The sequence below is a fragment of the Streptomyces sp. EDA2-14 genome, from assembly GCF_054963755.1.
Genome location: NZ_JBUEGE010000008.1, coordinates 101,588 through 125,146 on the forward strand (window position 1 = coordinate 101,588; position 23,559 = coordinate 125,146).

Annotated in this window: 18 protein-coding genes; 9 read left to right on the forward strand and 9 right to left on the reverse strand. The window is 71.4% G+C overall.

The window, feature by feature from the left end:
• Window positions 1-50: 50 nt before the first annotated feature.
• From ACY34M_RS21145 to ACY34M_RS21155, 3 genes are all read right to left on the reverse strand, one after another.
• Window positions 51-1,493 carry a GuaB1 family IMP dehydrogenase-related protein gene (locus ACY34M_RS21145; protein ID WP_462719628.1) on the reverse strand — a complete coding sequence of 481 codons (1,443 nt, stop codon included), beginning with the start codon at window positions 1,491-1,493 and terminating at the stop codon, window positions 51-53.
• 138 nt (window positions 1,494-1,631) lie between these two features.
• Entirely contained in the window at window positions 1,632-1,949 is a 318-nt protein-coding gene (locus ACY34M_RS21150; protein WP_462719627.1) for a barstar family protein, read from the reverse strand.
• On the reverse strand, window positions 1,946-2,329 hold the full coding sequence (locus ACY34M_RS21155) for a guanyl-specific ribonuclease (RefSeq protein WP_462719626.1): 384 nt from the start codon (window positions 2,327-2,329) through the stop codon (window positions 1,946-1,948). The genes ACY34M_RS21150 and ACY34M_RS21155 overlap by 4 nt, the downstream gene beginning before the upstream one ends.
• A 230-nt stretch (window positions 2,330-2,559) precedes the next feature.
• On the opposite strand from ACY34M_RS21155, the gene ACY34M_RS21160 reads away from it, so the two are divergent.
• From ACY34M_RS21160 to ACY34M_RS21170, 3 genes are read left to right on the forward strand one after another with little or no spacing between them, the layout of a single operon-like run.
• A complete protein-coding gene (locus tag ACY34M_RS21160; protein ID WP_462719625.1) occupies window positions 2,560-3,888 on the forward strand; it encodes an MFS transporter in 1,329 nt (442 codons plus the stop codon).
• A 54-nt stretch (window positions 3,889-3,942) separates the two neighbouring features.
• Window positions 3,943-4,926, forward strand: a complete 984-nt coding sequence (locus tag ACY34M_RS21165) for an NAD-dependent epimerase/dehydratase family protein (protein ID WP_462719624.1) — start codon at window positions 3,943-3,945, stop codon at window positions 4,924-4,926.
• A 44-nt stretch (window positions 4,927-4,970) separates the two neighbouring features.
• Window positions 4,971-7,253, forward strand: a complete 2,283-nt coding sequence (locus ACY34M_RS21170) for an FAD-dependent oxidoreductase (RefSeq protein ID WP_462719623.1) — start codon at window positions 4,971-4,973, stop codon at window positions 7,251-7,253.
• A gap of 78 nt (window positions 7,254-7,331) precedes the next feature.
• Here ACY34M_RS21170 and ACY34M_RS21175 read toward each other — a convergent pair whose 3' ends face one another.
• The 3 genes from ACY34M_RS21175 to rpe form a co-directional block, all read right to left on the reverse strand.
• Window positions 7,332-8,117 carry an IclR family transcriptional regulator gene (locus tag ACY34M_RS21175; RefSeq protein ID WP_462719622.1) on the reverse strand — a complete coding sequence of 262 codons (786 nt, stop codon included), beginning with the start codon at window positions 8,115-8,117 and terminating at the stop codon, window positions 7,332-7,334.
• A gap of 165 nt (window positions 8,118-8,282) precedes the next feature.
• Window positions 8,283-9,326, reverse strand: coding sequence for a sugar-binding transcriptional regulator (locus ACY34M_RS21180; protein ID WP_462719720.1), 1,044 nt, complete (start codon window positions 9,324-9,326; stop codon window positions 8,283-8,285).
• A gap of 147 nt (window positions 9,327-9,473) precedes the next feature.
• Window positions 9,474-10,160 (reverse strand): ribulose-phosphate 3-epimerase, encoded by a 687-nt coding sequence (gene rpe, locus ACY34M_RS21185; RefSeq protein WP_462719621.1) that lies wholly within the window; start codon window positions 10,158-10,160, stop codon window positions 9,474-9,476.
• A 162-nt stretch (window positions 10,161-10,322) separates the two neighbouring features.
• On the opposite strand from rpe, the gene ACY34M_RS21190 reads away from it, so the two are divergent.
• The gene (locus tag ACY34M_RS21190) at window positions 10,323-12,461 is read left to right on the forward strand and encodes an MMPL family transporter (RefSeq protein WP_462719620.1); all 2,139 of its coding nucleotides are present in this window, start codon (window positions 10,323-10,325) and stop codon (window positions 12,459-12,461) included.
• Window positions 12,462-12,616: 155 nt separating this feature from the next.
• Here ACY34M_RS21190 and ACY34M_RS21195 read toward each other — a convergent pair whose 3' ends face one another.
• Both ACY34M_RS21195 and fmt read right to left on the reverse strand, forming a co-directional pair.
• Window positions 12,617-14,047: an RsmB/NOP family class I SAM-dependent RNA methyltransferase gene (locus ACY34M_RS21195; RefSeq protein WP_462719619.1), complete on the reverse strand. Its 1,431-nt coding sequence runs from the start codon at window positions 14,045-14,047 to the stop codon at window positions 12,617-12,619.
• A gap of 105 nt (window positions 14,048-14,152) precedes the next feature.
• The gene (gene fmt / locus ACY34M_RS21200; RefSeq protein ID WP_462719618.1) at window positions 14,153-15,082 is read right to left on the reverse strand and encodes a methionyl-tRNA formyltransferase; all 930 of its coding nucleotides are present in this window, start codon (window positions 15,080-15,082) and stop codon (window positions 14,153-14,155) included.
• A gap of 268 nt (window positions 15,083-15,350) precedes the next feature.
• Here fmt and ACY34M_RS21205 point away from each other — a divergent pair, with 268 nt between their 5' ends.
• Window positions 15,351-15,896, forward strand: a complete 546-nt coding sequence (locus ACY34M_RS21205; RefSeq protein ID WP_462719617.1) for a hypothetical protein — start codon at window positions 15,351-15,353, stop codon at window positions 15,894-15,896.
• 213 nt (window positions 15,897-16,109) lie between these two features.
• Here the strand turns inward: ACY34M_RS21205 and ACY34M_RS21210 are convergent, their stop codons facing one another.
• On the reverse strand, window positions 16,110-18,254 hold the full coding sequence (locus ACY34M_RS21210; RefSeq protein ID WP_462719616.1) for a primosomal protein N': 2,145 nt from the start codon (window positions 18,252-18,254) through the stop codon (window positions 16,110-16,112).
• A 290-nt stretch (window positions 18,255-18,544) separates the two neighbouring features.
• Here ACY34M_RS21210 and ACY34M_RS21215 point away from each other — a divergent pair, with 290 nt between their 5' ends.
• From ACY34M_RS21215 to ACY34M_RS21230, 4 genes are all read left to right on the forward strand, one after another.
• Entirely contained in the window at window positions 18,545-19,846 is a 1,302-nt protein-coding gene (locus ACY34M_RS21215) for a helix-turn-helix domain-containing protein (protein WP_462719615.1), read from the forward strand.
• A gap of 72 nt (window positions 19,847-19,918) precedes the next feature.
• Complete coding sequence (locus ACY34M_RS21220; protein ID WP_462719614.1) at window positions 19,919-20,632, forward strand: toll/interleukin-1 receptor domain-containing protein; 714 nt, start codon at window positions 19,919-19,921, stop codon at window positions 20,630-20,632.
• A complete protein-coding gene (locus tag ACY34M_RS21225; protein WP_462719613.1) occupies window positions 20,629-22,515 on the forward strand; it encodes a hypothetical protein in 1,887 nt (628 codons plus the stop codon). The genes ACY34M_RS21220 and ACY34M_RS21225 overlap by 4 nt, the downstream gene beginning before the upstream one ends.
• Window positions 22,512-23,558, forward strand: a complete 1,047-nt coding sequence (locus ACY34M_RS21230; RefSeq protein ID WP_462719612.1) for a hypothetical protein — start codon at window positions 22,512-22,514, stop codon at window positions 23,556-23,558. The genes ACY34M_RS21225 and ACY34M_RS21230 overlap by 4 nt, the downstream gene beginning before the upstream one ends.
• The last annotated feature ends 1 nt before the right edge of the window (window position 23,559 follow it).

The following is a 23,559-nucleotide window of genomic DNA, read 5'->3' on the forward strand; positions in this document are numbered from 1 at the left end:
ACAGAGGCGGCGTGGGCGAGGCCCCCGAACCCGGCCCACGCCCTGCCCTGCTAGCTCCAGCTGGCGTGCAGCGGCTTGCCCTCGGCGTAACCGGCGGCCGACTGGATACCGATGGTGGCGCGCTGCTCGAACTCGGCGAGCGAGTTGGCACCGGCGTACGTGCAGGAGGAGCGGACGCCCGCGATGACCGAGTCGATCAGGTCCTCGACGCCCGGACGCTCCGGGTCGAGGAACATCCGCGAGGTGGAGATGCCCTCCTCGAAGAGCGCCTTGCGGGCGCGGTCGTAGGCGGACTCGTCGCTCGTGCGGTTCTTCACGGCGCGCGCGGAGGCCATGCCGAAGGACTCCTTGTACGCGCGGCCCTTGGCGTCGTGCTGCAGGTCGCCAGGGGACTCGTACGTGCCCGCGAACCAGGAACCGATCATGACGTTCGAGGCGCCCGCGGCGAGCGCCATGGCGACGTCGCGCGGGTGCCGGACACCACCGTCGGCCCACACGTGCTTGCCGTACTTCTTGGCCTCGGCGGCGCACTCCAGGACGGCGGAGAACTGCGGCCGGCCGACGCCGGTCATCATGCGCGTGGTGCACATGGCGCCGGGTCCGACACCGACCTTGATGATGTCGGCACCGGCCTCGATGAGGTCCTTGACGCCCTCGGCGGCCACGATGTTGCCCGCGACGATCGGCACCTGCGGGTCGAGCGCGCGGACCTTCTTGATCGCCTCGATCATCGACTCCTGGTGGCCGTGGGCCGTGTCGATGACGAGCGTGTCGGCGCCCGCGTCGAGCAGCTGCTTGGCCTTGCCCGCCACGTCGCCGTTGATGCCGACGGCGGCGGCGATGCGCAGCTTGCCGTTGGCGTCGGTGGCCGGGGTGTAGAGGGTGGCACGGAGCGCGCCCGTACGCGTCAGGATCCCCGCCAGCCTGCCGTCCTTGTCCACGGCCGGGGCGTAGCGGCGGTTGGCACCGTCCAGCTTGTTGAAGGCGTCGCGCGGGTCGATGTCCGCGTCGAGCAGCAGCAGGTCCTTGGACATGACCTCGGACAGCTGGGTGAAGCGGTCCACGCCGGTCAGGTCCTGGTCGGTGACGACACCGACGGGGCGCTGCTCGTCGTCGACGACGACACCGGCGTTGTGCGCGCGCTTGTTGAGCAGCGCCAGGGCGTCCGCGACGGTCTGCGTCGGAGCGAGGACGATCGGGGTGTCGAGCACGAGGTGGCGCGTCTTGACCCAGGAGATGACCTCGGTGACGACCTCGATCGGGATGTCCTGCGGAATGACGACCAGGCCACCGCGGCGGGCGACGGTCTCGGCCATACGGCGCCCGGCGATCGCGGTCATGTTGGCGACGACCAGCGGGATCGTGGTGCCCGTGCCGTCCGGCGACGAAAGATCCACGGCCTGCCGGGAGCCGACGGCGCTCCGGCTCGGCACCATGAAGACGTCGTCGTACGTCAGGTCGTACGCGGGCTTGATGTCATTGAGGAAACGCACGTGCGGACATCCCAGTCGGTAGAAGGGGGCCCCAGAAGTCTGCTTCCGGGGCACAAAGCACGTACTTCATTTTCCCATGCCGCCGGAAGTCACGTCTCCGGGCCGAACATCCCAAGGTCAGGGACGTTCCTTGGACGATCATCCGAGCGCGAGCAGCACCTGGGCCGCGGAGGCTTGTGCGAACACCTCACAGGCGATGTCCCACTGCTCCGGATGCCGCTCCTTGAACCCGTCCCACCCGGACACGACGAGCACGAGCGCTCCGCCCTCGTCCGCCTCGGGCAGCTGTCCGGGATCGCTCAGCGCGTCGGCGAGGGCGTCCCAGTTCCTTCCGAACCATGCGGGCAGCTCCAGCGCGGAGGCGCACCGGTCCATGAAGCCCGTCTTGTCGGTGATCCCGTCGAGGTCGAGCCCCCGGACGGTCCACAGGGCCGGGGAAGCGGGCAGCCCGCTCATCGAAGCACCGCCTTGAACGACTCGTAGTGGTCATCGGTGTAGTACGTCTCCCCGTCGCGGCCGGTGACGATGCGCCGGGCCCCACGGTCGTTCTCGCCCGGGGTGCGCACCGTGTACTCGTGATAGTGGCCGCGCGGCTGCTTCGGCAGCTCGCCCTCGAAGTTCCCGAAGACGCTGCCGTCCTTCTCGTACGGGAAGGGCCCGCCGTCGTCGATGAGTTCGAGCGTGCGCCGCGCCTCGCCGGGCAGCGCGGCCACGGCCACGGTGCCCATGCCCTGCGCCCAGGAGGGCGCGTCACCGGAAGCCTGCTCAGAGGCCCCCGCACACCCCCCGACGAACAACACGAGACACGCCAGCAACACCCGGAGCAGAACTCTCATGCCCTGATGCTGCCACCTCGGGCCGGATCGAGCCCGGCCGCTTCGCCGCCACCTCCACTTCACCTCTTGACAGCGAACAGGTCCGAACGAAGACTGCACCTTACGCAAGTCACGTGCACTATATGGATCCCGTTGCCGGGCACCGCACATGAAGTGACAGGACACCGTCGGGCAGACCGCCGAGCGCGGTCGCCGCCAGGAAGGCATGTTCGATGTCGAAAGCTATGGATGTGAGCAACGAAGCCCCCGTCCCCACCGGCTCCGCCGACGACTCCCCCGATGAACAGGGGCGCGGGGCCCGCCGCAGGGTGCTCGCGGCGGCCGGGGTCGGGCACTTCGTGGAGTGGTTCGACTTCGGGCTCTACGGCACGCTGGCCGTCGTGATCGGGAAGCACTTCTTCCCGTCCGACAACCCCCAGACCTCCCTGCTGGCCTCCTTCGCGGTCTTCGGCGCCAGCTTCGTCGTGCGCCCGCTCGGTGGCCTCTTCTTCGGGCCGCTCGGCGACAGGATCGGCCGCCGGGCCGTGCTGTCCATGGTCGTACTGCTCACCTCGGGCTCGACTTTCGTGATGGGACTGCTGCCCACCTACTCGGCGATCGGGCTCGCGGCGCCCGTCCTGCTCGTACTCGTCCGCCTCGTGCAGGGGTTCGCGGCAGGCGGCGAGAGCTCCGGCGCCACCGCGCTGCTCGCCGAGTACGCCACGCCCAAGCGGCGCGGCTACTTCTCCAGCTTCGTGGACACCTTCGGCTTCCTGGCCTTCGTCGCCGGTTCCGGGCTCGTCCTGCTGCTCACCAGCGTGCTGAGCGGCGACAGCATGGATTCCTGGGGCTGGCGCCTGCCGTTCCTGCTGGCGGGACCGCTCGGTCTGGTCGGCCTCTACATGCGCCGCAAGCTGGAGGACACCCCGGACTTCCGCAAGCTGGAGGAGACCGGTTCGGTGGAGAGCAGCCCGCTGCGCACCGCCCTGCGCACGGGACGTGCGGCGATGCTCTTCTGCTGCGGCTTCGTGGTCATCAAGGCCGTCGGCCACTGGAGCCTGCAGAGCTTCATGCCCAGCTACCTCCAGACGACGCTCGGCTTCTCCAGCACCGCCTCGTACGCCGTCACGACCGTCGGCCTGCTGGCGATCGCGGTCGCCGTGCCCTTCATGGGGATGCTGTCCGACCGGGTGGGCCGCAAGCCCGTCATGCTCGTCGCCTGCGCGGGCATCGTGCTGCTCTCGTACCCGGCGTTCCTGCTCATGGCGCAGGGCAGCGCCTGGGGAGCGCTGGCCGCGATGCTCGTCCTCGGCTGCCTGATCGCCGCTTTCGACGGGGCGTCCAGCGCGGCGATGGCGGAGCTGTTCCCGACGTCGATCCGCTACGGGTCGATGGCCATCGCCTACAACCTGGCGGTCGCGGTCTTCGGCGGCGCCACCCCCTACTTCTCCACCTGGCTGATCGGCAGCACGGGCAACAACCTCGCGCCCGCCTTCTACATCTCGATCTGCGCGCTGATCACCCTGATCACGGTCGCCCGGGCGCGGGAGACGGCCGGTACCTCGCTGCGCGACGTCTGACCGAGCCCGCCCTCTTCTCCCCGGCACCCCCTTCCCGACAAGGACTGAACTCTCATGCACATCGCCGTCACCGGCGCCGCCGGCCGCGTCGGCCGGGCCGTCACCGCCCAACTCGTCCAGCGCGGACACCAGGTCATCGGCATCGACCGGGCCGAACCCGCCTCCCCGGTCGCGGGTGTCCGCTACGTCACGGCCGCGTTCTCCGACCTGCGGCCCGGGGACGAGCGCCTCGCCGGCATCGACGCCGTCGCGCACCTGGGCGCCATGATGTCGTGGCAGGAGGCCGACGCCGCCGCGATGTTCGAGGCCAACGTCGTCGGCACGTTCCGGCTCATCGAGGCGGCGGCCCCGCACGGCGTGCGCCGCCTGGTCCTGGCCAGCACCGGCGAGGTCTACCCGGAGAACGCCCCCGCCTACCTCCCGCTCGACGAGGCGCATCCCCGGCACGCCACCACGCACTACGGGATGACCAAGGTACTGAGCGAGGACCTCGCCGACTTCGCGGGCCGCAAGTACGGCATGGCCGTCACCACGCTGCGCTTCGCGCACACCCAGGACCCGGCCGAACTCCTCGACCCCGACAGCTTCTTCTCCGGCCCGCGGTTCTTCCTGCACCGCAGGCTGGAGAAGGAGCGGGCCGCCGGAAACACCGACGTGGTGCGCCAGTTGGAGGCGTGGGACGGCGGCGAGGCCCTGATCGCGCCCCGCCGGGCCGACGGCCGCCCCGTGCGCATGGGCATCCTCGCCACCGAGGACCTCGCGCGCGGTGTCGTCCTCGCGCTGGAGGCCGACGCGTCCGTCGACGGCATGTTCGGGCTCGGCCCCGACGAGAGCACCGACCTGGCGGAGTTCGCCCGCGCCCTCGGCGCGGCGGCCGGTCTGCCCGTCGTCGACGTGACCGTGCCGAACACCGCGGCCGACTACTGGACTCTCAACGCCCGGGCCCGCGAACTCCTCGGGTTCCGGCAGCGGATCGACGCCGCCGAGATGGTCGCGCAGGCCGTCGAGGCCCGAAAGCGGCGGCACGACGACGCCTGAGCACCGCTCGGCCCGCACCATCCGGACAACAGGGAACGACCTTCATGCGTGACGAACAGATCCAACACGACATAGCGGTGATCGGCGGCGGCCTCGCCGGCGTCTGCGCCGCCGTCGCCGCCGCCCGGCTGGGCCGCCGCGTCGCCCTCGTGCACAACCGGCCCGTACTCGGCGGCAACAGCAGCAGCGAGGTACGGGTGTGGGTGTGCGGCGCCACCGCACACGGCGTGCACCGCTACGCCCGTGAGACCGGCATCATGGGCGAGCTCTACACCGAGAACCAGTACCGGAACCCGGAGGGCAATCCCTACTACTGGGACCAGGTCGTCCTGGACGCGGTCCTCGCCGAACCCCTGATCGACCTCTATCTCAACACCGACGTGCGGGAGGTCGAGGCCGAAGGCGGCGACGACGAACGGATCGTGCGGTCCGTCACCGGCTGGATGATGGGCTCGGAGCGGCGGATCACCTTCCGTGCGGAGCAGTTCCTCGACTGCACGGGAGACGGCCTCGTCGGCCATCTCGCCGGTGCCCGCCACCGCATCGGCCGGGAGGCGCGCGACGAGTTCGACGAGCCCTGGGCCCCGCCGGAGGCGGACGGCGAACTGCTCGGCTCGACGATCCTCTTCTACACGAAGGACGCGGGCCGCCCGGTCAAGTTCGTGCCGCCGTCCTACGCCAAGGACCTGTCGACCACTCCCATCCTGCGCAACCGGGTCCTGCGGACCGGGGACAACGGCTGCGACTACTGGTGGGTCGAATGGGGCGGCGAACTCGACACCGTCGCGGACAACGAGGCGATCCGCGACGAGTTGCACGCCGCCGTCATGGGCATCTGGGACCACATCAAGAACTCCGGCGAGTTCGACGCCGACAACCTCACGCTGGAGTGGGTCGGCAGTCTCCCCGGCAAGCGCGAGTACCGCCGCTTCATCGGCGACCACGTCCTCACCCAGAACGACATCCTGACGCAAGCCCAGTTCGAGGACCGGATCGCCTACGGCGGCTGGTCGGTCGATCTGCATCCCGTACAGGGCATGTACGCGGACGAGCCGGGCGCCCGCCAGCGTTACGCGGACGGCGTCTTCCACATCCCGCTGCGCAGCCTGTATTCGGTGAACGTCCGGAATCTGTTCTTCGCCGGACGCAACATCTCCGCCACCCACATCGCCTTCGGCGCGACCCGGGTCATGGCCACCTGTGCCACCCTCGGCGAGGCCGCCGGAACCGCGGCCGCCCTGTGCGTGTCCGAGAAGACCGACCCGCGCACGCTGGCCACGGAGCGCATCGACCTGGTCCGGCGGGTGCTGCTGCGCCAGGACGCGTCCGTGATCGGTGTCCGCGACACCGACCCGGCGGACCTCGCTCCCCGCGCCCGTGTCTCCTCCTCCAGCAACCTGCGCCGGCTGGCCGCGGAGCCCACGGACGGGCAGGCACCCGAGCCGTATCCACTCACCCGTGACGTGGGCATCCTCCTACCGGTCGACCCCTGCCTGGAATCCGTGGACCTGCTGGCGTCCTCGGCGGACGGCGGCGAGCTCACCGTGGAACTCTGGGGCACCCGGCTGCCGGAGAACGGGGTGCCGCTCGACCACTTCGCGACCACGACGGTGGCCGTACCGGCAGGCGGCCCCACCTGGGTCACCGCCCGCCTCGACCATCGCCCGTCGGATCCTGAGAACGTGGTCGTGCTCGTCCGCCGCGCCCCCGGGATCGCGCTCCACCTGCTGCCGCGGCGCACGGACGGGGTGCTGGCCCTGCAGCGCAAGGCCGAGGGCGACGCCGCCGTCGACCACGACATCCCGGAGGAGGAGGGCCAGTCGGTCATCGAATGGTCGGCTCGCGAGCTGCGCCGCCGCTCGTTCGCCTTCCGCGCCGCCCCGGCGACGGCCGCGTTCGCCCCGGACAAGACGGTGAACGGGTACCAGCGCCCGTACGGCGGACCGCAGATGTGGTTGTCGGCAGCCGTCGACGACCCCGCGGCCGTGCAGGAGTACGTACAGCTGGACTGGGACGGCGAACAGGATCTGCGGACCGTCCATCTGGTCCTCGACGACGACGTGGACGAATACCTCAACAACCTGCACCGCCACCGCACGCCCTTCGAGATCATGCCGGAGCTGCTGCGGGACTACCGCCTGCAGGCCCGTACCGAGGACGGCTTCTGGCGCACGGTCACGACGGTCCGTGACAACCGGCGCCGCCATCGGGTGCACCGGTTCGAGGACGGCGAGCCGGTCCGTACGAGCGCGCTGCGCGTACTGGCCGACGCCACACACGGCGCACCGCGTGCGCACGTCCACGCGATCCGGGTGTACGCGGACTGACGCCCCCTGATCGGCGAATGCGGCCGGCGGCCCACCCGAGGTGGGCCGCCGGCCGCATTCAGCATGTGCAAAGGAGTTTCAGCGCGCCCCGAGAGCCTGGCTCACCGCGTCCGCCGCCTCGATGACCTGCCGCACCAGCGTCGCCCGGCTGTCAGGGACTTCACCGCCCGCGGGCAGGCCCAGCTCGGAGGCCGGCCCCCACAGGGAGATCGCGGCGACCACCTGGTCCTCGGCGTCGCGCACCGGCGCGGCCAGCGAGGCCCGGCCCAGGGCGCGCTCCTCCGCCTCGACGGCGAATCCGCTGCGGCGCACCTCGTCCACGGCCGTGTCCAGGTCCTCGTGCCGGGTGAGGGTGAACTCGGTGTGCCCGGCCAGTGAGTCGCCGAGCAGTCTGCGGCGCTCCCGCGCACTCATCCCGGACAGCAGGCACTTGCCGATGCCGGTGGCGTGCAGCGGGGCGGTGTGCCCGGCCTGGGTCTGCGCCTTGGGCGTCTTGCCGCCCTCGAAGTTGCACAGGAACATCAACTGGTCCCCGCGGCGTACGGCCACGTTGGCACCGAGCCCGGTGGTCGCGGCCAGTTGCTGAAGGACCATACGGGCGGCGCGGTGCACGGGGTGCCGGTTCACGGCCACGGCGGCGAGCGGCAGCGTGCCCAGACCGAGCCGGTAGAGGTTGCTCACGGGGTCGCGCTCGACCAGGTCCAGCTGTTCCAGGGTCGCGAGCAGCCGGGACGCGGTGGAGGCGCCGAGGCCCGCGGCCGCCGCGACATCGGACACCCGCAGCTCCGGTCGGCCCTCCCCCAGCGCACGCAGCACCGCCACCGCCCGCTCCACGCTCTGATTGGTCCCCGCATCCGCCGGCATCCGCGCCCTCCCTGTGCATGCTCTTTGCGCTCAGTGCACGACTTTACCGGGATTCGGGTCGACGAAGCGCGCGGACTCGGCACACCGCACCAGACCAAGCCCCGCCAGCGATTGAGGCGCGGGGGTCCGGGGCGGAGCCCCGCGACCGCGACCGCGCCCCCGCCCTCACACCCCGTCGGGATCCGCCCGCTGCAACGCCGGCTTCGGCGCGGACCCGGCCGCCAACAGGAAATCGGCCGCCGCGGTATCGGTGACCAGGCTGGTCACAAGACCGGACCGCAGCACCGCATCGATGGCGGCAGCCTTCCGCTGCCCACCCGCGATGGCCACCACTTCCGGTATCCGCCGGAGGCGATCCGCCTCGACGGTGATGCACCGCTCCCCCAGGTCCCGCCCGACCCGACGCCCCTGCGCGTCAAACAGATGCGCGGACATCTCGGCGGCGACGCCCAGCGACGCGTAGTGCGCGCGCTCCTCGTCGCTCAGCATGTCGTGCACGGTCGAGATGCCCGGCTCCCAGGAGCCGATGGACACGCACGCGACGGTGACCTTGTCGAAGTACTCGAAGGCGCGGGCGATCCCGGTCTGGTTGCGCAGCGCCGCCGCGGTGGCGGCGTCCGGCAGCAGCATCGGCGCGTAGATCGGGTGCGCGTCGCCGCCCGACACCTGCGCCGCACGCCGTACGGCCTCCACGGAGCCGCGCTCCGCGGTCCCCGCGTCGTACACGCCCGTCAACTGGACCACGGTGCACGGCGGCAGCCGGTCGAGGGCCGCCGCCATGTGGATGGTGGAGCGGCCCCACGCGAGGCCGAGCACATCGCCCTCGGTGACCAGCTCGCCGAGCAGATCGGCGGCGACCTCGCCCAGGTTCTCCGGATCGGGCGACTCGTCCACCTCGGCGGGCGACTCGACCACGACCGCGTGCCGCAGTCCGTAGCGGGCCCGCAGCGCGTCGGAGCGCTCGGCGTCCAGTTCGGCAGGGACTCGGATCTCGATGCGTACGAGATCCCGCTCGAGGGCCGTCTCGAGGACCCGGGCCACCTTGAAGCGGCTCACGCCGAACTCCTCGGCGATCTGGATCTTGGACTTGTTCTCGAGGTAGAAGCGACGGGCCATGGCCGCCGCCTGCACCAGCTCCGCGGGTCCCATCCGCAGGGCCGCCCGTCCCGCCGATGATGCGGACACGGCGTTCTCCTCACTTCTCTTCAGTCACGAATCGACTTCGAATCGACTGCTGCTCACGAATCGACTACTGCACACGAATCGAATGCTGCACACAACCTGGATACGCGGTTCATCCTTGCAGATCCGCCGCGGTTGATCAGCCCCGATGGACGCCGTTCACGTACCGGTGGCTCAGTGGTCGCACGCCCAGGCCGCGGACGCGGTGGCGCTCTCCGCCTGGGTGCGCAATGCACGTACCGCATCCGCCGGATCCTTCGCCCCGTAGACGGCCGAACCGGCGACGAAGACGTCGGCGCCCGCCTCGGCGCACCGCTCGATCGTCGCGGCGGACACCCCGCCGTCGACCTGCAGCCAGAGCTCCAGACCGTGCTTTCCGATCAGCTCACGGGTGCGGCGGATCTTGGGCAGCATGATGTCCAGGAACGCCTGCCCGCCGAATCCCGGCTCAACCGTCATGATCAACAGCATGTCGAGTTCGGGCAGCAGATCCTCGTACGGCTCGATCGGCGTCGCCGGCTTCAGGGCCATCGAGGCGCGGGCTCCCTTGGCGCGGATCTCGCGCGCGAGCCGGACGGGGGCGGCGGCCGCCTCCGCGTGGAAGGTGACGGACCCGGCACCCGCTTCGACGTACTGGGGGGCCCAGCGATCGGGGTCCTCGATCATCAGATGGCAGTCCAACGGGGTCTCCGTCGCGCGCGCCAGCGACTCTACGACCGGAACCCCGAGGGTCAGGTTCGGGACGAAGTGGTTGTCCATGACGTCGACATGGAGCCAATCGGCGCCTTCGACGGCCTGTGCCTCGTCGGCAAGGCGGGCGAAGTCTGCGGACAGGATGCTGGGGTTGATCTGCGCGGCCATGCCCCAAGCGTGCCATGCCCGGCGCCCCTGGTCCGCTTCGGTACGGCCCCCTGCCCGAGACCGATACCGAGCCGTGCCCGCCCGTGCCATTGTTGGCGGCTCGCAGGGGAGCCGGGGCCGGCCCCCGGGGGGAGCACCGCGCACGACGCAGCGGGGGACGCCATGGCGGACGGGCAGGGCACGGCGAGCACGGCTCGGGAGCGCCGCGGCGTCGCGTGGCTGGTGTGCGGGCGGCGCAGCAAATGGCTGGTGCTGCTGCTGTGGCTGGTGGTCATCGTCGGCACGGCGCCGCTCGCCCAGAAACTCACGGACGCGCAGGACAACGACGCGCAGTCCTGGCTGCCCGGCTCCGCGGAGTCCACCCAAGTCCTCGACCTCTCCAAGGACTTCAGGCCGGAGACCGTCCCCGCCGTGGTGATCTACGCGCGCGAGGGCGGGCTCACCGTCGCGGACCGGGCCCGGATCGCCGCGGACGTGCGCCGGCTGCGGCAGCTGAGCGATCACGGAGTCCGCGGCTCGGAGACCCGCGGGCCGGTCCTCGACCAGCGGGTGGGGGCATCGGCGGCGCAGGTCTACGTCCCGGTGACGATGGACGAGAAGGGCTTCGAGCGGATCGCCCCCGCGGTCGACTCCATCCGGGACCGGACGGGGAAGTCCGTGGGCGATCTGCAGATCCACGTCACGGGCCCCGGCGGCACCTCGGCGGACTTCGCCAAGGCCTTCGAGGGCATCGACTCGACGCTGCTGTTCTCGGCGCTCGGCATCGTCATCGTGATCCTGCTGTTCACGTACCGCAGCCCGTCCCTGCTGCTCGTACCGGTGCTGAGCGTGGTCGCGGCCCTCTTCACGGCGCAGGCCCTGATCTATCTCCTCGCCGAGCACGCGGGGCTGACCGTGAACGGGCAGAGCGCGGGCATCCTCACGGTGCTCGTGTTCGGCGCGGGGACGGACTACGCCCTGCTCCTGGTCGCCCGCTACCGGGAGGAGCTGCGCCGGCACGGCGACCGGCACGAGGCGATGGCCCTCGCCCTGCACCGGGCGGGCCCCGCGGTGCTCGCGTCGGGCGCGACCGTCGTGCTCAGCATGCTGGTGCTGCTGGTGGCCGACATGAACTCGACGCGGGGCCTCGGACCGGTCGCCGCGATCGGCGTCGCCATCGCCCTGCTGGCCATGCTGACGCTGTTCCCCGCACTCCTGGTGATCTTCGGCCGCTGGCTGTTCTGGCCGGTGGTCCCGCACGTCGGCTCGGCGGAGCCGACCGAGCGGGGCGTGTGGGCGCGCACGGGGCGGCGCATCGCCCACCGCCCGCGCCTGGTCTGGGGGGCGACGGCGCTGGCGCTCGCCCTGCTCTCCCTCGGCTTGATCCAGCTCCGGGCGGAGGGCATCAGCAACGCCGACTCGTTCACCGACAAACCCGACTCGATCGTGGGACAGGAGGTCTCGGCGGAGTACTTCCCGGCGGGCACCGGCGACCCGCTGGTCGTCGTCGCGAACCGGGCGCAGGCCGACCGGGTGGCACGCGTGGTGGCCACGACCGACGGCGTGGTGCGGCGCAGCATCGTCGTACCGCCGAACGCGAAGCCCGTGCACGACGGCCGGGTCCTCTTCGAGGCGACGACGACCGCGCCGTCCGACAGCCAGGCCGCCAAGGACACGGTGGACCGGGTCCGGGACGCGGTGCACGCGGTCGACCGCGCGGACGCGAAGGTGGGCGGCGGTACGGCGGCCCTGCTCGACATGGACCGGGCCACCACGCACGACAACAAGCTGGTGATCCCGCTGGTCCTGGTGGTCGTCCTGCTGATCCTCGCGCTGCTCCTGCGGGCCCTGGTGGCCCCGCTGCTGCTGATCGCGACGGTCGTGCTGTCCTTCGCGGCGGCCCTCGGCATCGCCGCGCTCGCCTTCCGTCACCTCTTCGACTACGCGGGCGAGTCGACGGACTTCCCGCTGTTCGTCTTCGTGTTCCTGGTGGCGCTCGGCATCGACTACAACATCTTCCTCACGACCCGCATCCGTGAGGAGGCCATGCGCCAGGGCACCCGCCCCGGCGTCGTCACGGGCCTGGCCGCGACCGGCGCGGTCATCACGTCGGCGGGCCTGGTCCTGGCGGGCACGTTCGCGGCCCTGGGCACCCTCCCCATGGTCGCCTTCGCGGAAATCGGCTTCGCGGTGGCGGTGGGCGTGCTCCTGGACACGTTCGTCGTGAGGTCGGTCCTGGTGACGTCACTCTTCCTGGACGTGGGCCACAAGGTGTGGTGGCCGAGCACGCTGGCAAAGAAGGACACTTCAGAATTGAAGTGAGCAATTCACGCCCGAGGTGAGCAAATCAAGCCCGTGCGGCGATTGAGCAGCGGGGTCCGGGGCAGAGCCCCGATCCTTCCAGCCCGTCCGGCGCTTGAGGACCGAGGCCCGGGGCAGCGCCCCGAGACCTCAACCCCGCCCCACCGCAACCAGACCTACGCGGTACGCCGAATCAGCGCCAAGTACATCGCGTCGGTCCCATGCAGATGCGGCCAAAGCTGCACATCCGGCCCCTCCCCGAGCGCCGGCACACCCTCCAACAACGGCCGCGCGTCGATGAGTTCGACCCCGGCGGACGACTTCAGCACGTCGTCCACGACCGCCCGCGTCTCGGCAAGATGCGGCGAGCACGTCGCGTACCCCACGACACCCCCCACCCGCACGGACTCGAGCGCCTTGCGCAACAAACCCCGCTGCAGCGGACCGAACCCCTCCAGGTCCTCAGGACGCCGCCGCCACCGCGCCTCCGGACGCCGCCGCAACGCGCCGAGTCCCGTGCACGGCACATCCATCAGGATCCGGTCGAACGTCCCGGGCCCCCACGGCGGCCGCGTCCCGTCCGCCGCGATCACCTGGTACGGACCCGGGTTCCCGGCCAGCGCCTTCGCGACGAGCCCGGCCCGGTGCGGCTGCTTCTCCGAGGCGAGCAGGGTCGCCCCGCGCTCGGCGGCGAGCCCGGCCAGCATGGCCGCCTTGCCGCCGGGGCCCGCGCACCCGTCGAGCCACTTCTCGTCCCGCCCCTCGACCGGAGCGTTCGCGAGTGCAAGGGCCACCAGTTGGCTGCCCTCGTCCTGCACACCGGCACGCCCGGACCGCACGATGTCGAACGACCCCGGCTCACCACCCTCGGCGAGCCGCACGGCGTACGGCGACCAGCGCCCCGGAAGCCCCGACTCCTCGCCTACCTCGGCGAGCACGGCCTCGGCCGTGGTCCGCCCGGGCCGCGCCACGAGCGTCACCTCGGGCCGCTCGTTGTCGGCTTCGAGCAGATCCTCGATGCCGGCCCGACCTCCGCCGAGCGAGTCCCACAGCGCGGACACGACCCATCGCGGGTGCGAATGCACCACGGCCAGGTGGTCGTCGGGGTCCTCGTCGTACGGCGGCGCGACCCGCTCGACCCAGGCGTCGAGATCGGCTTGCGAGACCTTGCGCAGCACGGCGTTGACGAACTTGGCCCGCCCGTCACCGAGCACCACGCGCGCGAGCTCGACCGAGGCGGACACGGCGGCGTGCGTCGGGATCCGCGTCCCGAGCAGCTGATGCACGCCGAGGTTCAGGACGTCCAGAACCGGCGGATCGACCTCCCGCAACGGCCGGTCGATACAGGCCGCCACGATCGCGTCGTACGTCCCCTGCCTGCGCAGCGTCCCGTACACGAGCTCGGTGGCGAGCGCCGCGTCGCGCGCGTCGAAGTCGCCCTTCTCGCGGGCCTTGCGCAGCAGCGGCGGCAGCACGAGGTTCGCGTACGCGTCCCGCTCGTCCACCGCGCGCAACGCCTCGAAGGCGAGGATGCGCACGGGGTCCTTCTTGGGACGGCGGTGGGGCTTGCCGGGCTTACGAGGAGGCCGGCCGGGCTGGTCGCTCAAAGGTGCTCCGCTGGTGGGGTCGTACGGGCGCCACGCACAGGTCGTACGCCGGAATGAACCCTCCCAGGGTACGTCCCGGCGCCGACAACGGACCTCGCGGGCCGGTCAGCCCAGGGTCTCCCCCGCGGCGATCCGCGTGCCCCGCGCCCAGTCCGCCGCGGCCATCGGCTTCTTGCCCTGCGCCTGCACCCACAGCAGCTCGACGGCGTGCGAACCGGTCCCCACGTAGAGGTTCTTCTTGCCCGCGCTGATCTCACCCGGCGCCAGGTCGGTCCGGTCGGGCGCGAGCACGGCCGTACGCACCTTGAGGCGCTCGCCGCGGAACTCGGTCCAGGCACCCGGCGCGGGCGTGCAGCCGCGCACCACGCGGTCGACCCGCAGGGCAGGCGCGGTCCAGTCGATACGGGCGTCCTCGACCGTGATCTTCGGCGCGAGCGTGATGCCGTCGGCGGGCTGCGGCACGGCCTGCACCGAACCGTCCTCGATCCCGTCCATCGTCGCGGCGAGCAGCCCCGCGCCCGCGAACGCGAGCCGGGTCAGCAGGTCGCCGCTGGTGTCGGTGGCACGGACCGCCTCGGTCACCGTCCCGTACACGGGCCCGGAGTCGAGCCCCTCCTCGATCAGGAACGTGGACGCGCCCGTGATCTCGTCCCCCGCCATGACCGCGTGCTGCACGGGCGCGGCGCCCCGCCACGCGGGCAGTAGCGAGAAGTGCAGATTGACCCAGCCGTGGGTGGGCACGTCGAGCGCGATCTTCGGGAGCAGCGCGCCGTAGGCGACGACCGGGCAGCAGTCGGGCCCGATCTCGCGCAGCCGTGCCAGGAACTCCTCGTCACGCGGCTTGGCCGGCTTGAGCACCTCGATGCCCGCCTCCTCGGCCCGCTCGGCGACCGGGCTCGCGACCAGTCGGCGGCCGCGGCCCGCCGGGGCGTCGGGCCTGGTGACGACGGCGGCGACCTCGTGCCGGTCGGAGGCGATCAGGGCGTCCAGGGCGGGAACGGCGACCTCGGGGGTGCCGGCGAAGACGAGCTTCATCGGTGGCTTACGGCCTCTCGGGGCAGGGTCACGGGCAGCGCACCAGTCTATGGGCGCCGTACGGCGGGCGCGTACGGGGCGCACGTCTCACCGTGCGCCCCTCGCATATGCGGATGCGCCCGAACAGCGTGACCCCTCACCGAATGGCGCGTTGGTCAAGAAAGAGTTGACCAGTCAATGGGCCGCAATCAGTCACTCGTCATCGTCGGTGTCGCTTGGCGTGAGCGTGGCCCGATCCTTTTTCATCGCCGGTTCGAGAGGCTTGTTCATGGCCGACCACGCAACCCACGACGCCCAGGCACGGGCCAGCCTGCATCTTCTTGTGCGGGACATCGAGCGGGTCCGCCGTCAGGTGGACGCACTGCGCACGCTCACCGCGCAGCTGGGCAACGTCTACCGCCCGCGCCGCTCCGGCCCCTCCGCAGGGTTCGTCGTCTACGGGAGGGCGCCCGCACCCACCGTCCGTCTGGCCCAGGAGTTGCGCGACAGCGTCGAGACACTGGTGACAGCGGCCGTGGACTTCGACCGTTCGCTGGGCTTCTCGTGGGACGCGGTGGGCTCCGCGCTGGGCGTCACCAAGCAGGCGGTGCACCGCAGGTACGGGGCGCGCAGGGCGGCCACGCAGGCGGCGGCCGAGGCCGAGCGCGGCGCGGAGTCCGCGGCGTCCACGCGGCCCGCGGTGCCGATGGGAGCGGGTCCGCTGTCGTCGTCGGTCCCGGCGGCCCGCGCGCTGCCCACGCAGCCGACGGCGGGCACGGCGGGCCTGCGCGACGACACCCGCCCCAGCGCCTTCCCTGGCCCCCGCCACGGCTGACCCACCCCGCTGCCTCCCCGCGCACCACCCCCGTCCGGGGAGGCAGCACCCTCCTTGTCCGCCTTGGGCGATCTGACTTCCCCAAGCTCTCCGACAAGCTCCGAGCTGAGGAGGCCCCATCGGGCGGCAGGGTGGGCAAGACGGCTCCCGGTGCCGCGCACCGCGATGGACGGCCCCGGCCACGGCGCCGTGCTCCGCCGCCGCGGCCCACCGTCACCCGATGTCGAGCGGATCCACGCGGACACGGACGGGCTCAGCCGCCCCCCGGGCCATCCGAGCCGCCTGCGCCTGCTTCAGGGCCCGCGCAAGCACCGCCCCACTCCCCGGCGGCACGCGCACCAGCACCCGCTCCCACTCCTCACCCACCGGCGGCCCACCCCGCCGCGCACCACCGGCCGTCGCCGAAGGCACCGGCACAGGCCCCAACACCTCGGCGTCCCCCGGAAGTTCAACCGCCGACATGAACCCGGCAACCGCCTCCGCCGTGCCCGCGACCGCCGCCATCCGCGACACCGGCGGAAACCCGAGCTCGGCCCGCTCACCGAGCTCCCGCACCGCATGCCCCACCGGATCCCACCGCACCAACGCCTGCACAGGCCGCAAGGAAGGCTCGGCGACCACGACCACGGCGCCCCCCGCCTCCTGCGACCGCACCAGCGCGGACGCCGCGATCCACCGCCGCAACGCCTCCTCCCCGGCCCGCAGATCGGCCCGCCCCAGCATCGCCCACCCGTCGAGCAGCAACGCCGCCGCGTATCCCCCTTCGGCGACCGGCTCGGCCCCCGGCGTACTCACGACGAGCGCGGGCGTACCCGGCACCGTGTCGAGCACCTGCTCCCGCCCCGACGTCCGCACCGGCACAGCCGCGAACGCCCGCCCCAACTCCTCGGCGGTGCGCCGCGCCCCGACGACCTGCGCCCGCAACCGCGTCCCCCCGCACTCGGGGCACTGCCAGCGCCCCTCCTCGCACCCGCACCACCCGCACGCGAGCACACCGGTCGCCTCCCGCGCCTCCAGCGGCCCCGCGCACTGCCCGCACCGAGCGGGCTCCCGGCACCGCTGACACGCGAGCCGCGGTACGTAACCCCGCCGCGGCACCTGCACGAGCACCGGCCCCTCGCGCAGTGCGGCCCGCGCCACCTCCCACGCCAGACTCGGCAACCGGGCGGCCCGCGCGGCCTCGTCCCGCGCCACGTCCCGGTCCCCCACGGTGCGCACGAGCGGAGCGACCCGGCGTACGACGTCCCGCGACGCGCTCAGGGCGGCGGCCCACCCACTGCGCACCAGCTGGGCGGCCTCGACTGTGCAGCTCCAACTCCCCAGCAGGAACGCGCACTTGTCTCTCGTGGCCCGCAGCTCCAGCACCTCCCGCACATGCGGGAACGGCGCGTGATCATCACTGTGGTGCTGATCCCCGTCCTCCCACACCACGACGAGCCCCAGGTCCCTCACGGGCGCGAACATGGCGGCCCGCGTCCCGACGACGGCCCGCACGGCCCCCCGCCGCACGGCAAGCCACTCGCTGTAGCGCCGCTGCTGACCGGCATCAGCCGTCAACAGCGCATGCTGCCCCTCCCCCAACTCCTCCCGCAGCGCGGCATCGACACGCGCCGCGAGCCGCACGGTCGGCACGACGACCAGGGCCCCGCGCCCCGAAGCGAGCGTGGCCCGCACGGCCCGCGCGATCTCCGCGGCCCACTCGGGCCCCGGCAGCGCCGTCCACACAGCACGTGGCGAGCCCCCCGCCGCCAGCGAAGCCACAAAATCGGCCCCCCGCTCGTACCGAGCCCAGGACCCCGCCTCGGGAGCCCCCGGCGGCGGAGGCGGCGCGGGGAACTCCCGCGCCTCGGCCTTCGCATGCCGCGGCGGAACAGCCAACTGCAGCACGTCTGCCAGGCTCCCCGCGTACCGATCAGCAACGGCCCGCGTCAGCCCCAGCAGCTCCGGACCGAGCACGGGCTCGGGCGACACGACCTGCGCGAGCGCGGCAAGCGGCCCCTGATAGTCAGCCTCGGCCACCCGCTCCACCAGGAACCCGTCAATCAGCCCACCCCCTTCACGCCGCCCGTCCCGCACATTCCGGTTCCCCGCCCCGAACCGCACCCGCACCCGCACGCCCGGCTGCGCGGCGGCATCCAGCTCCTTGGGCACGGCGTACTCGAAGTACCGGTCGAGATGCAGCACCCCCTTGTCCACGAGCACCCGCGCCACCGGCAACTCCTCGGCCAGCGGCGCCCCCCGCCACGTCCGCGGCTTCGCCTTCGGCACCTTGGCAGCCCGCACACTCTCCCGAATCAACGCAAGCTGCTCCGGCTCCCCGCCCCCGACCTCGTCGCCCTCGTCGTTCTCGCTGCTCACACGTGCATTCCTACCAGAGGCCACTGACACCGGGCCGGGTCACGACCGCACAGCCGTGCGGCCCCACCACTTGGCCACCGTTGTCGCAACACCGCCGGTCCGGCCAATTCCGCCTGTGATCCAGACGGGGCGCCGGGCACGGCCGCCGCGTCACGTTCGATCCAGGTATCTCAACTGGAAACGGGAAACACCGGTCGCGGCCTTGCTCGTGTCATCACCGGGAGCCGACGCTGGCTGCTGACAACAGGCACTCCGGGGTGAGTCACCGGTGTCGGGCATGAGGGGGGAACATGCTGGAAGGGGCAACTGTGTTCGGCGCCGAATTACGTCGCTTACGCATGGCCGCGGGACTGACGCTGGCCGAGTTCGCTGCCGCCGTCCACTACAGCAAGGGCCAGATCAGCAAGGTCGAGACAGGCCACAAGCGAGCGTCCGCCGAGTTCGCCCGGCTCTGCGACGCGGCCCTGAACGCGGACGGCAGACTGATCCGGCTGGTGCCGTCCGAACCACCAGCGCCCAGGCCCCGCCCATCAGGGGTCGGAACACCCGTGCACACGCCGTCGCCCTGGTCGACACCGTCCCGGCGCGGGGTCATGACGGTCGGCGCGGCCTCGGTGCTGTCCCTCGCGCCGATGCCTCGCGCGTCCGCCACGTCCGCCGCCTCCGGCCACGATGCCCTGTCGTCGGCGACATCACTTCCCGAGATAACGCTCTCGCTCCTCGCCCACTACCGACGCATGGGACAGGTGGCACCACCTGCGGCACTGTTGCCCCCGCTCACCGAACAGACCCGATACGTCGCCGCTCTGGCAGCAGGCGCACAAGGCCGTACGAGCAGGGCTCTGTACCGGACCGCCTCCAGGTTCGCCGAATTCACCGGTTGGATGGCCCAGGAGGCCGGCGACGACGACGCGGCCCTGCGCTGGACCGGACATGCCGTGGAACTCGCCGCGGCAGGCGATGACCACGACCTTGCCGCCTACGCACTCGTGCGCCGCGCCCTGATCACGTACTACCGGGGAGAAGCAAGCGGAACCGTCGCGCTCGTCCAAGCCGCGAGAGCCGACCGCCTTCCCCCGAGGATCAGAGGTCTGGCCGCCCAACGCGCGGCACAGGGACACGCCTTGGCCGGTGACTACGACACCTGCATGCGCGACCTGGACACGGCGCGCACCCTGCTGGAAGCCGAGCTCCCGGCCGCGGCAGATCCCGCTCCCGCCACACTCCTCGGCACCTCTCATCTGACCGACCCCGTGTCCATGATCACCGGCTGGTGCCTCGTCGATCTGGGCCGACCGCGGGCCGCCGCCCGCGTTCTGGATCGCGAGCTGGCGCGAGTCCCGTCGTCGGCGCTGCGCACGCTCGCCCGCTACGGCGCGCGACGGGCACTGGCCCACGCGCTGGCCGGCGACCTCGACGCGGCCTGCGCGCACACGGCGGCACTGCTGCCTGCCGTCGGAACGGTCGACTCGGCGACCGTCTCCCTGGACATCCACCGGCTCACGCGGACCCTGGCCCGACACCACCGCCATCCCGCCTACCGGGCCATCGCGCCGCAACTCGCCGCTGCGAGTCCCGTCGATCCGAGCTGACCGGCTGCTGTCCCGCGTGGCCTTCGTCGCTTGACCGGCTTCCGTCCGTCCCCACCAGAAGGAGATTCAGCCATGTCCGATGTCTTCATCAACTACCGCACCGGTGACGGGGAACAGTTCTCCGCCACACTCGAGAGCGCCCTCTCGGCCCGGTTCGGCGCCGATCGCGTGTTCCGCGCGAGCAAGGACATCCCGCCCGGTGCTCCTTTCGACCGGAGTCTCATTCACGGGGTGCACGGCAGCGGCGCCCTGCTGGCCCTCATCGGTCCGGACTGGGCCGACCACCCGGGGCTGCAGGAAGACGAGGACTGGGTCCGCAGGGAGATACTCGAAGCCTTCGCCCATGGCATCCGTGTCATTCCCATCCTGGTCGGTCGCAGAACGGAACGGCCGACCCGTGGCCAACTCCCGCCTCCCTTGGCTCATCTGGCCGACTGTCAGACACTGCGCTACGACCACCAGTCCAATGCCCACGACCTCAAGCGCATCGGGGATGCCTTGGCGACGCTGGTTCCCGGGCTCGCGGCTTGCGACAAGGACCGCGTTAAGTCGGAGCAGGCCGGCCCAGGATCCACCACGAACACCTTCCGCGGAGACAACAGCGGCTCCGTCACTCAGGTGGATTCCGTGTCGGGCGATCTCAACAGCAACAGCTCGCACCGCAACGGCATCCATATCGGGCCGGCCCACCGCACCGTCAACCAGTCGGGCGACGGCGCCAGTTACGCAGAGGGCGACAACACCAACCATCACACCTTCGGCCGCAAGAGCGACGACGGCCGATGAGCGGCGACGCCTATTACACCTACATTTCGGCGCTCCTGGACCCGCCCGCCGCCACACCTCGCCGCGTCGCCCAGGACCAACTCGAGCGACTGCAAAGACAGTTCGCGCGCCCAGCAGGCATGAATGCCGCGTACGACATCCTGAAGTCGGAACACACGGTGTTCCTGAACGGGCCCGCGGGCTGCGGCCGCAGCGCCACCGCACGCGTCCTGCTCTGCGAGCTTCCGTCCGCCCAGGGGACCTATCACGAACTCAGCCCGGAGGTCACAGACAACGACACGCACTGTCTGCCCGCCGGTGTGATCGGCAACGGGGACCGCATGCTGCTCGATCTGTCCAGCGCCGACGAGCCACTCTGGCAGGCCGTGCGCCGCGAGCTCTCCGGCTTCCGTCATGAACTTCTGCGCAAACGTGCCTACCTGGCCGTCGTCCTCCCTCACAGGCTCGACGACGGTCTCCCCAGCGAGTTCCACGAGACCCGGATCGGCCGCCCGGACGAGAAGGAGGCGTTCATCCGGCACCTGCGCAGCAAGGGCCTTGAAGACACTCTGTGGACCCCGCTGCCCGAGGAGGCGCTCGCCCACCTGGCCACGCATCCTCCGATGGAGGAGGTGGCCCGTCTCGTCGGCCGGATCGCCGAGGCCCGGGCGGCGGCACAGGACCAGGGCACCTTCCACGACTGGCTGCGCACCGCCTTTGTGAGCCAGGCGGATCACCGCGCCGAACTCGACCGACTGGTCCCGGATCTGCGGGAAGGGCGTCAGCGCGCACTCCTCGTCGCCTCGGCGCTGCTGGAGGACGCCCCGGCGGAGGCTGTCCACGGTTCCACGGCGCTTCTCCTGCGAAAGGTGGGCTCGGCCGACGACGACCGCCCCACGCTGGAGCACGCGGGACTGACCGAGAGGCTCCATCCGTTGTCTGCCCGGCTCACCCCCGACGGCCGCGTCCGCTTCAAGCACCGCGATTTCGCTGCCGCCACACTGCGGTACTTCTGGGCCAACTTCCCCCACCTCCGTGAAGCGTTGCGCGACTGGTTCTGCGCCACGCTCAGGGGGACGTACCTGACCGCCGAAGCACGCGAACGGGTGGTCGGACGCTTCACTGCGCTGTACCTCTCGGTCGGCGAGATCAACGGGCTCATCCGGCTCATAGAGCAGTGGACGGTCTCCGGCGCGCCCCGCGCGTCCGACGTGACGGCGGCCGCCCAGGCCCTCAGGCAGTGCGTCCAGGACGAGGAGCACGGTAGGGCGTTCCACCGGCAGATGTACGACTGGAGCAGAGCCCGGCCCACGGACCCGCTGCGCGACGTCCTGGTCGAGGTCTGCGAGAAAGTCCTGTCGATCCACCACCCCGACGCCGCACTCGTCCGCCTGCACCACCTGGCCAGGAAGGACTCGGACACACGCGGGCCCGCGACCCAAGGTCTCCTGCGCTTCGTCGAGCAGGACGCCGGACTCCAGCGCCGCTTCCTCTTCCGGTTGGCCACAATCCGGAACACCGACCATCACCGGCCCGACGCACACCTTTTCCTGCAGCTCCCGGAGCTGTCACCGGGGTTCCTGCTGCAGTCTTCTCCCCGCGAGTGGCTGATCTCCTGCTGGCGACGTACGTTCGCTCTCCTGGACCCCGCCCAGTGGGGACCGACCGCGCGCGCATGGCTGCTCCGGGCGGACGTCGCCGAGGACACCCATGTCGCCGCGGCGGTGCTGAAGGTTCTGGTCGACGCATCGGTGTCCCGATATCCCGTGGTCTCCCGCCTGTACGCGGAATCCCGGCGGGTCACGTCCCCCGCTCTCGCCGCGCAGTTGCTACGCGCGATCAATCAGTCCCAGAGCGCCGCATTCGCCGCGCGGGAAAGCGAACCGGAGGTGTCCCCCCGATGAGTTCAGGTCAGAAGACCGTGACTGTGTTCGTCAGCGTCATCGGTGCCCTGCTGATGCTCATCCTCGGCCTGTGGTTGAACTGGCCCATGTGGGTCTGGCTCGGCGCCGTCGCGGTTCTGCTCGCCGCCGGGGCTGCGACGGTGACGCTCACCCGGCGAGCGGCCCTGCGCGAACCGTTCCCCGACCACACACTGCCGGAACGTCCGGCGCCTCAGGTCGAACGTCGCGAGGTCCGCGTTCACCGCGTGCCGCTGCCGAGCAACAGCGCCGACTACGACTTCCAGTTCACCGCCCATGTCCGCTGGTGCCCCGCAGACCCGTCGGCCGCTTCCGTACTGATCAATCCCGGTGCCCTCGCCGTGGAGTCCATTCTCCAGCGGGCCGCCGCGATCACCTCCACCATGGATCCGAACCGTGCCACCTTCCTGCAGCACGAACTCAGCGGCTTCCTCGGCACGATGGAGCCGGTCCGGGAGGGCCATCTCCGCGCCATGGCGATCGACGTCGAACTCACACTCTCGGAGGCCGACCAGACCCGCCTCGACCGGCTGGCCGCCATCCGCAAGGACGAGGCCGTCTGGGAGCACCAGCGCAGGTACGAGCAGAACAAGCGCGCCTATCTCGGGGGCGAGGTGCTGCAGAGCACAGGCAGCGCAACCGTGTGGTGGCTCGCCAAGAACGACGACCACGTGGAGAAGACCGTCCAGGACCTCGGTCTGCTGGCCAAGCTGGCTGCCGCGGCGAACGACACCGACGTGGACGAACACTTGCGCTACCTGGTCCCTGAGGCGTTCACCCAGGCCCACGCCCCTGAACCCCAGTCGCCCGCACCGTCACCGGCGGATGTGTTCGGCGAATTCCTCCGCCGCATCGGCTTCTCTCCGACCGACGACGCCATGACGCTTTTGGCGAACCAGGTGGCCGAGGCCGTCGGTCTCAAGGACACCGTGGCCGCGGACGAGATCCGCCGTCGCTTCGCGGCTTCCTCCTTCAGTGCCCGTTCCAACGGCGCCGCCCCGGCAGGCGAGCCCGAAGACCTGTGAT

Coding starts and splice junctions, on each gene's coding strand:
- ACY34M_RS21150 (WP_462719627.1), bottom strand. CDS start 1,949: ATGAGCGGGCTGCCCGCTTCCCCGGCCCTGTGGACCGTCCGGGGGCTC.
- ACY34M_RS21155 (WP_462719626.1), bottom strand. CDS start 2,329: ATGAGAGTTCTGCTCCGGGTGTTGCTGGCGTGTCTCGTGTTGTTCGTC.
- ACY34M_RS21165 (WP_462719624.1), top strand. CDS start 3,943: ATGCACATCGCCGTCACCGGCGCCGCCGGCCGCGTCGGCCGGGCCGTC.
- ACY34M_RS21170 (WP_462719623.1), top strand. CDS start 4,971: ATGCGTGACGAACAGATCCAACACGACATAGCGGTGATCGGCGGCGGC.
- ACY34M_RS21175 (WP_462719622.1), bottom strand. CDS start 8,117: ATGCCGGCGGATGCGGGGACCAATCAGAGCGTGGAGCGGGCGGTGGCG.
- rpe (WP_462719621.1), bottom strand. CDS start 10,160: ATGGCCGCGCAGATCAACCCCAGCATCCTGTCCGCAGACTTCGCCCGC.
- ACY34M_RS21190 (WP_462719620.1), top strand. CDS start 10,323: ATGGCGGACGGGCAGGGCACGGCGAGCACGGCTCGGGAGCGCCGCGGC.
- fmt (WP_462719618.1), bottom strand. CDS start 15,082: ATGAAGCTCGTCTTCGCCGGCACCCCCGAGGTCGCCGTTCCCGCCCTG.
- ACY34M_RS21205 (WP_462719617.1), top strand. CDS start 15,351: ATGGCCGACCACGCAACCCACGACGCCCAGGCACGGGCCAGCCTGCAT.
- ACY34M_RS21215 (WP_462719615.1), top strand. CDS start 18,545: ATGCTGGAAGGGGCAACTGTGTTCGGCGCCGAATTACGTCGCTTACGC.
- ACY34M_RS21220 (WP_462719614.1), top strand. CDS start 19,919: ATGTCCGATGTCTTCATCAACTACCGCACCGGTGACGGGGAACAGTTC.
- ACY34M_RS21225 (WP_462719613.1), top strand. CDS start 20,629: ATGAGCGGCGACGCCTATTACACCTACATTTCGGCGCTCCTGGACCCG.
- ACY34M_RS21230 (WP_462719612.1), top strand. CDS start 22,512: ATGAGTTCAGGTCAGAAGACCGTGACTGTGTTCGTCAGCGTCATCGGT.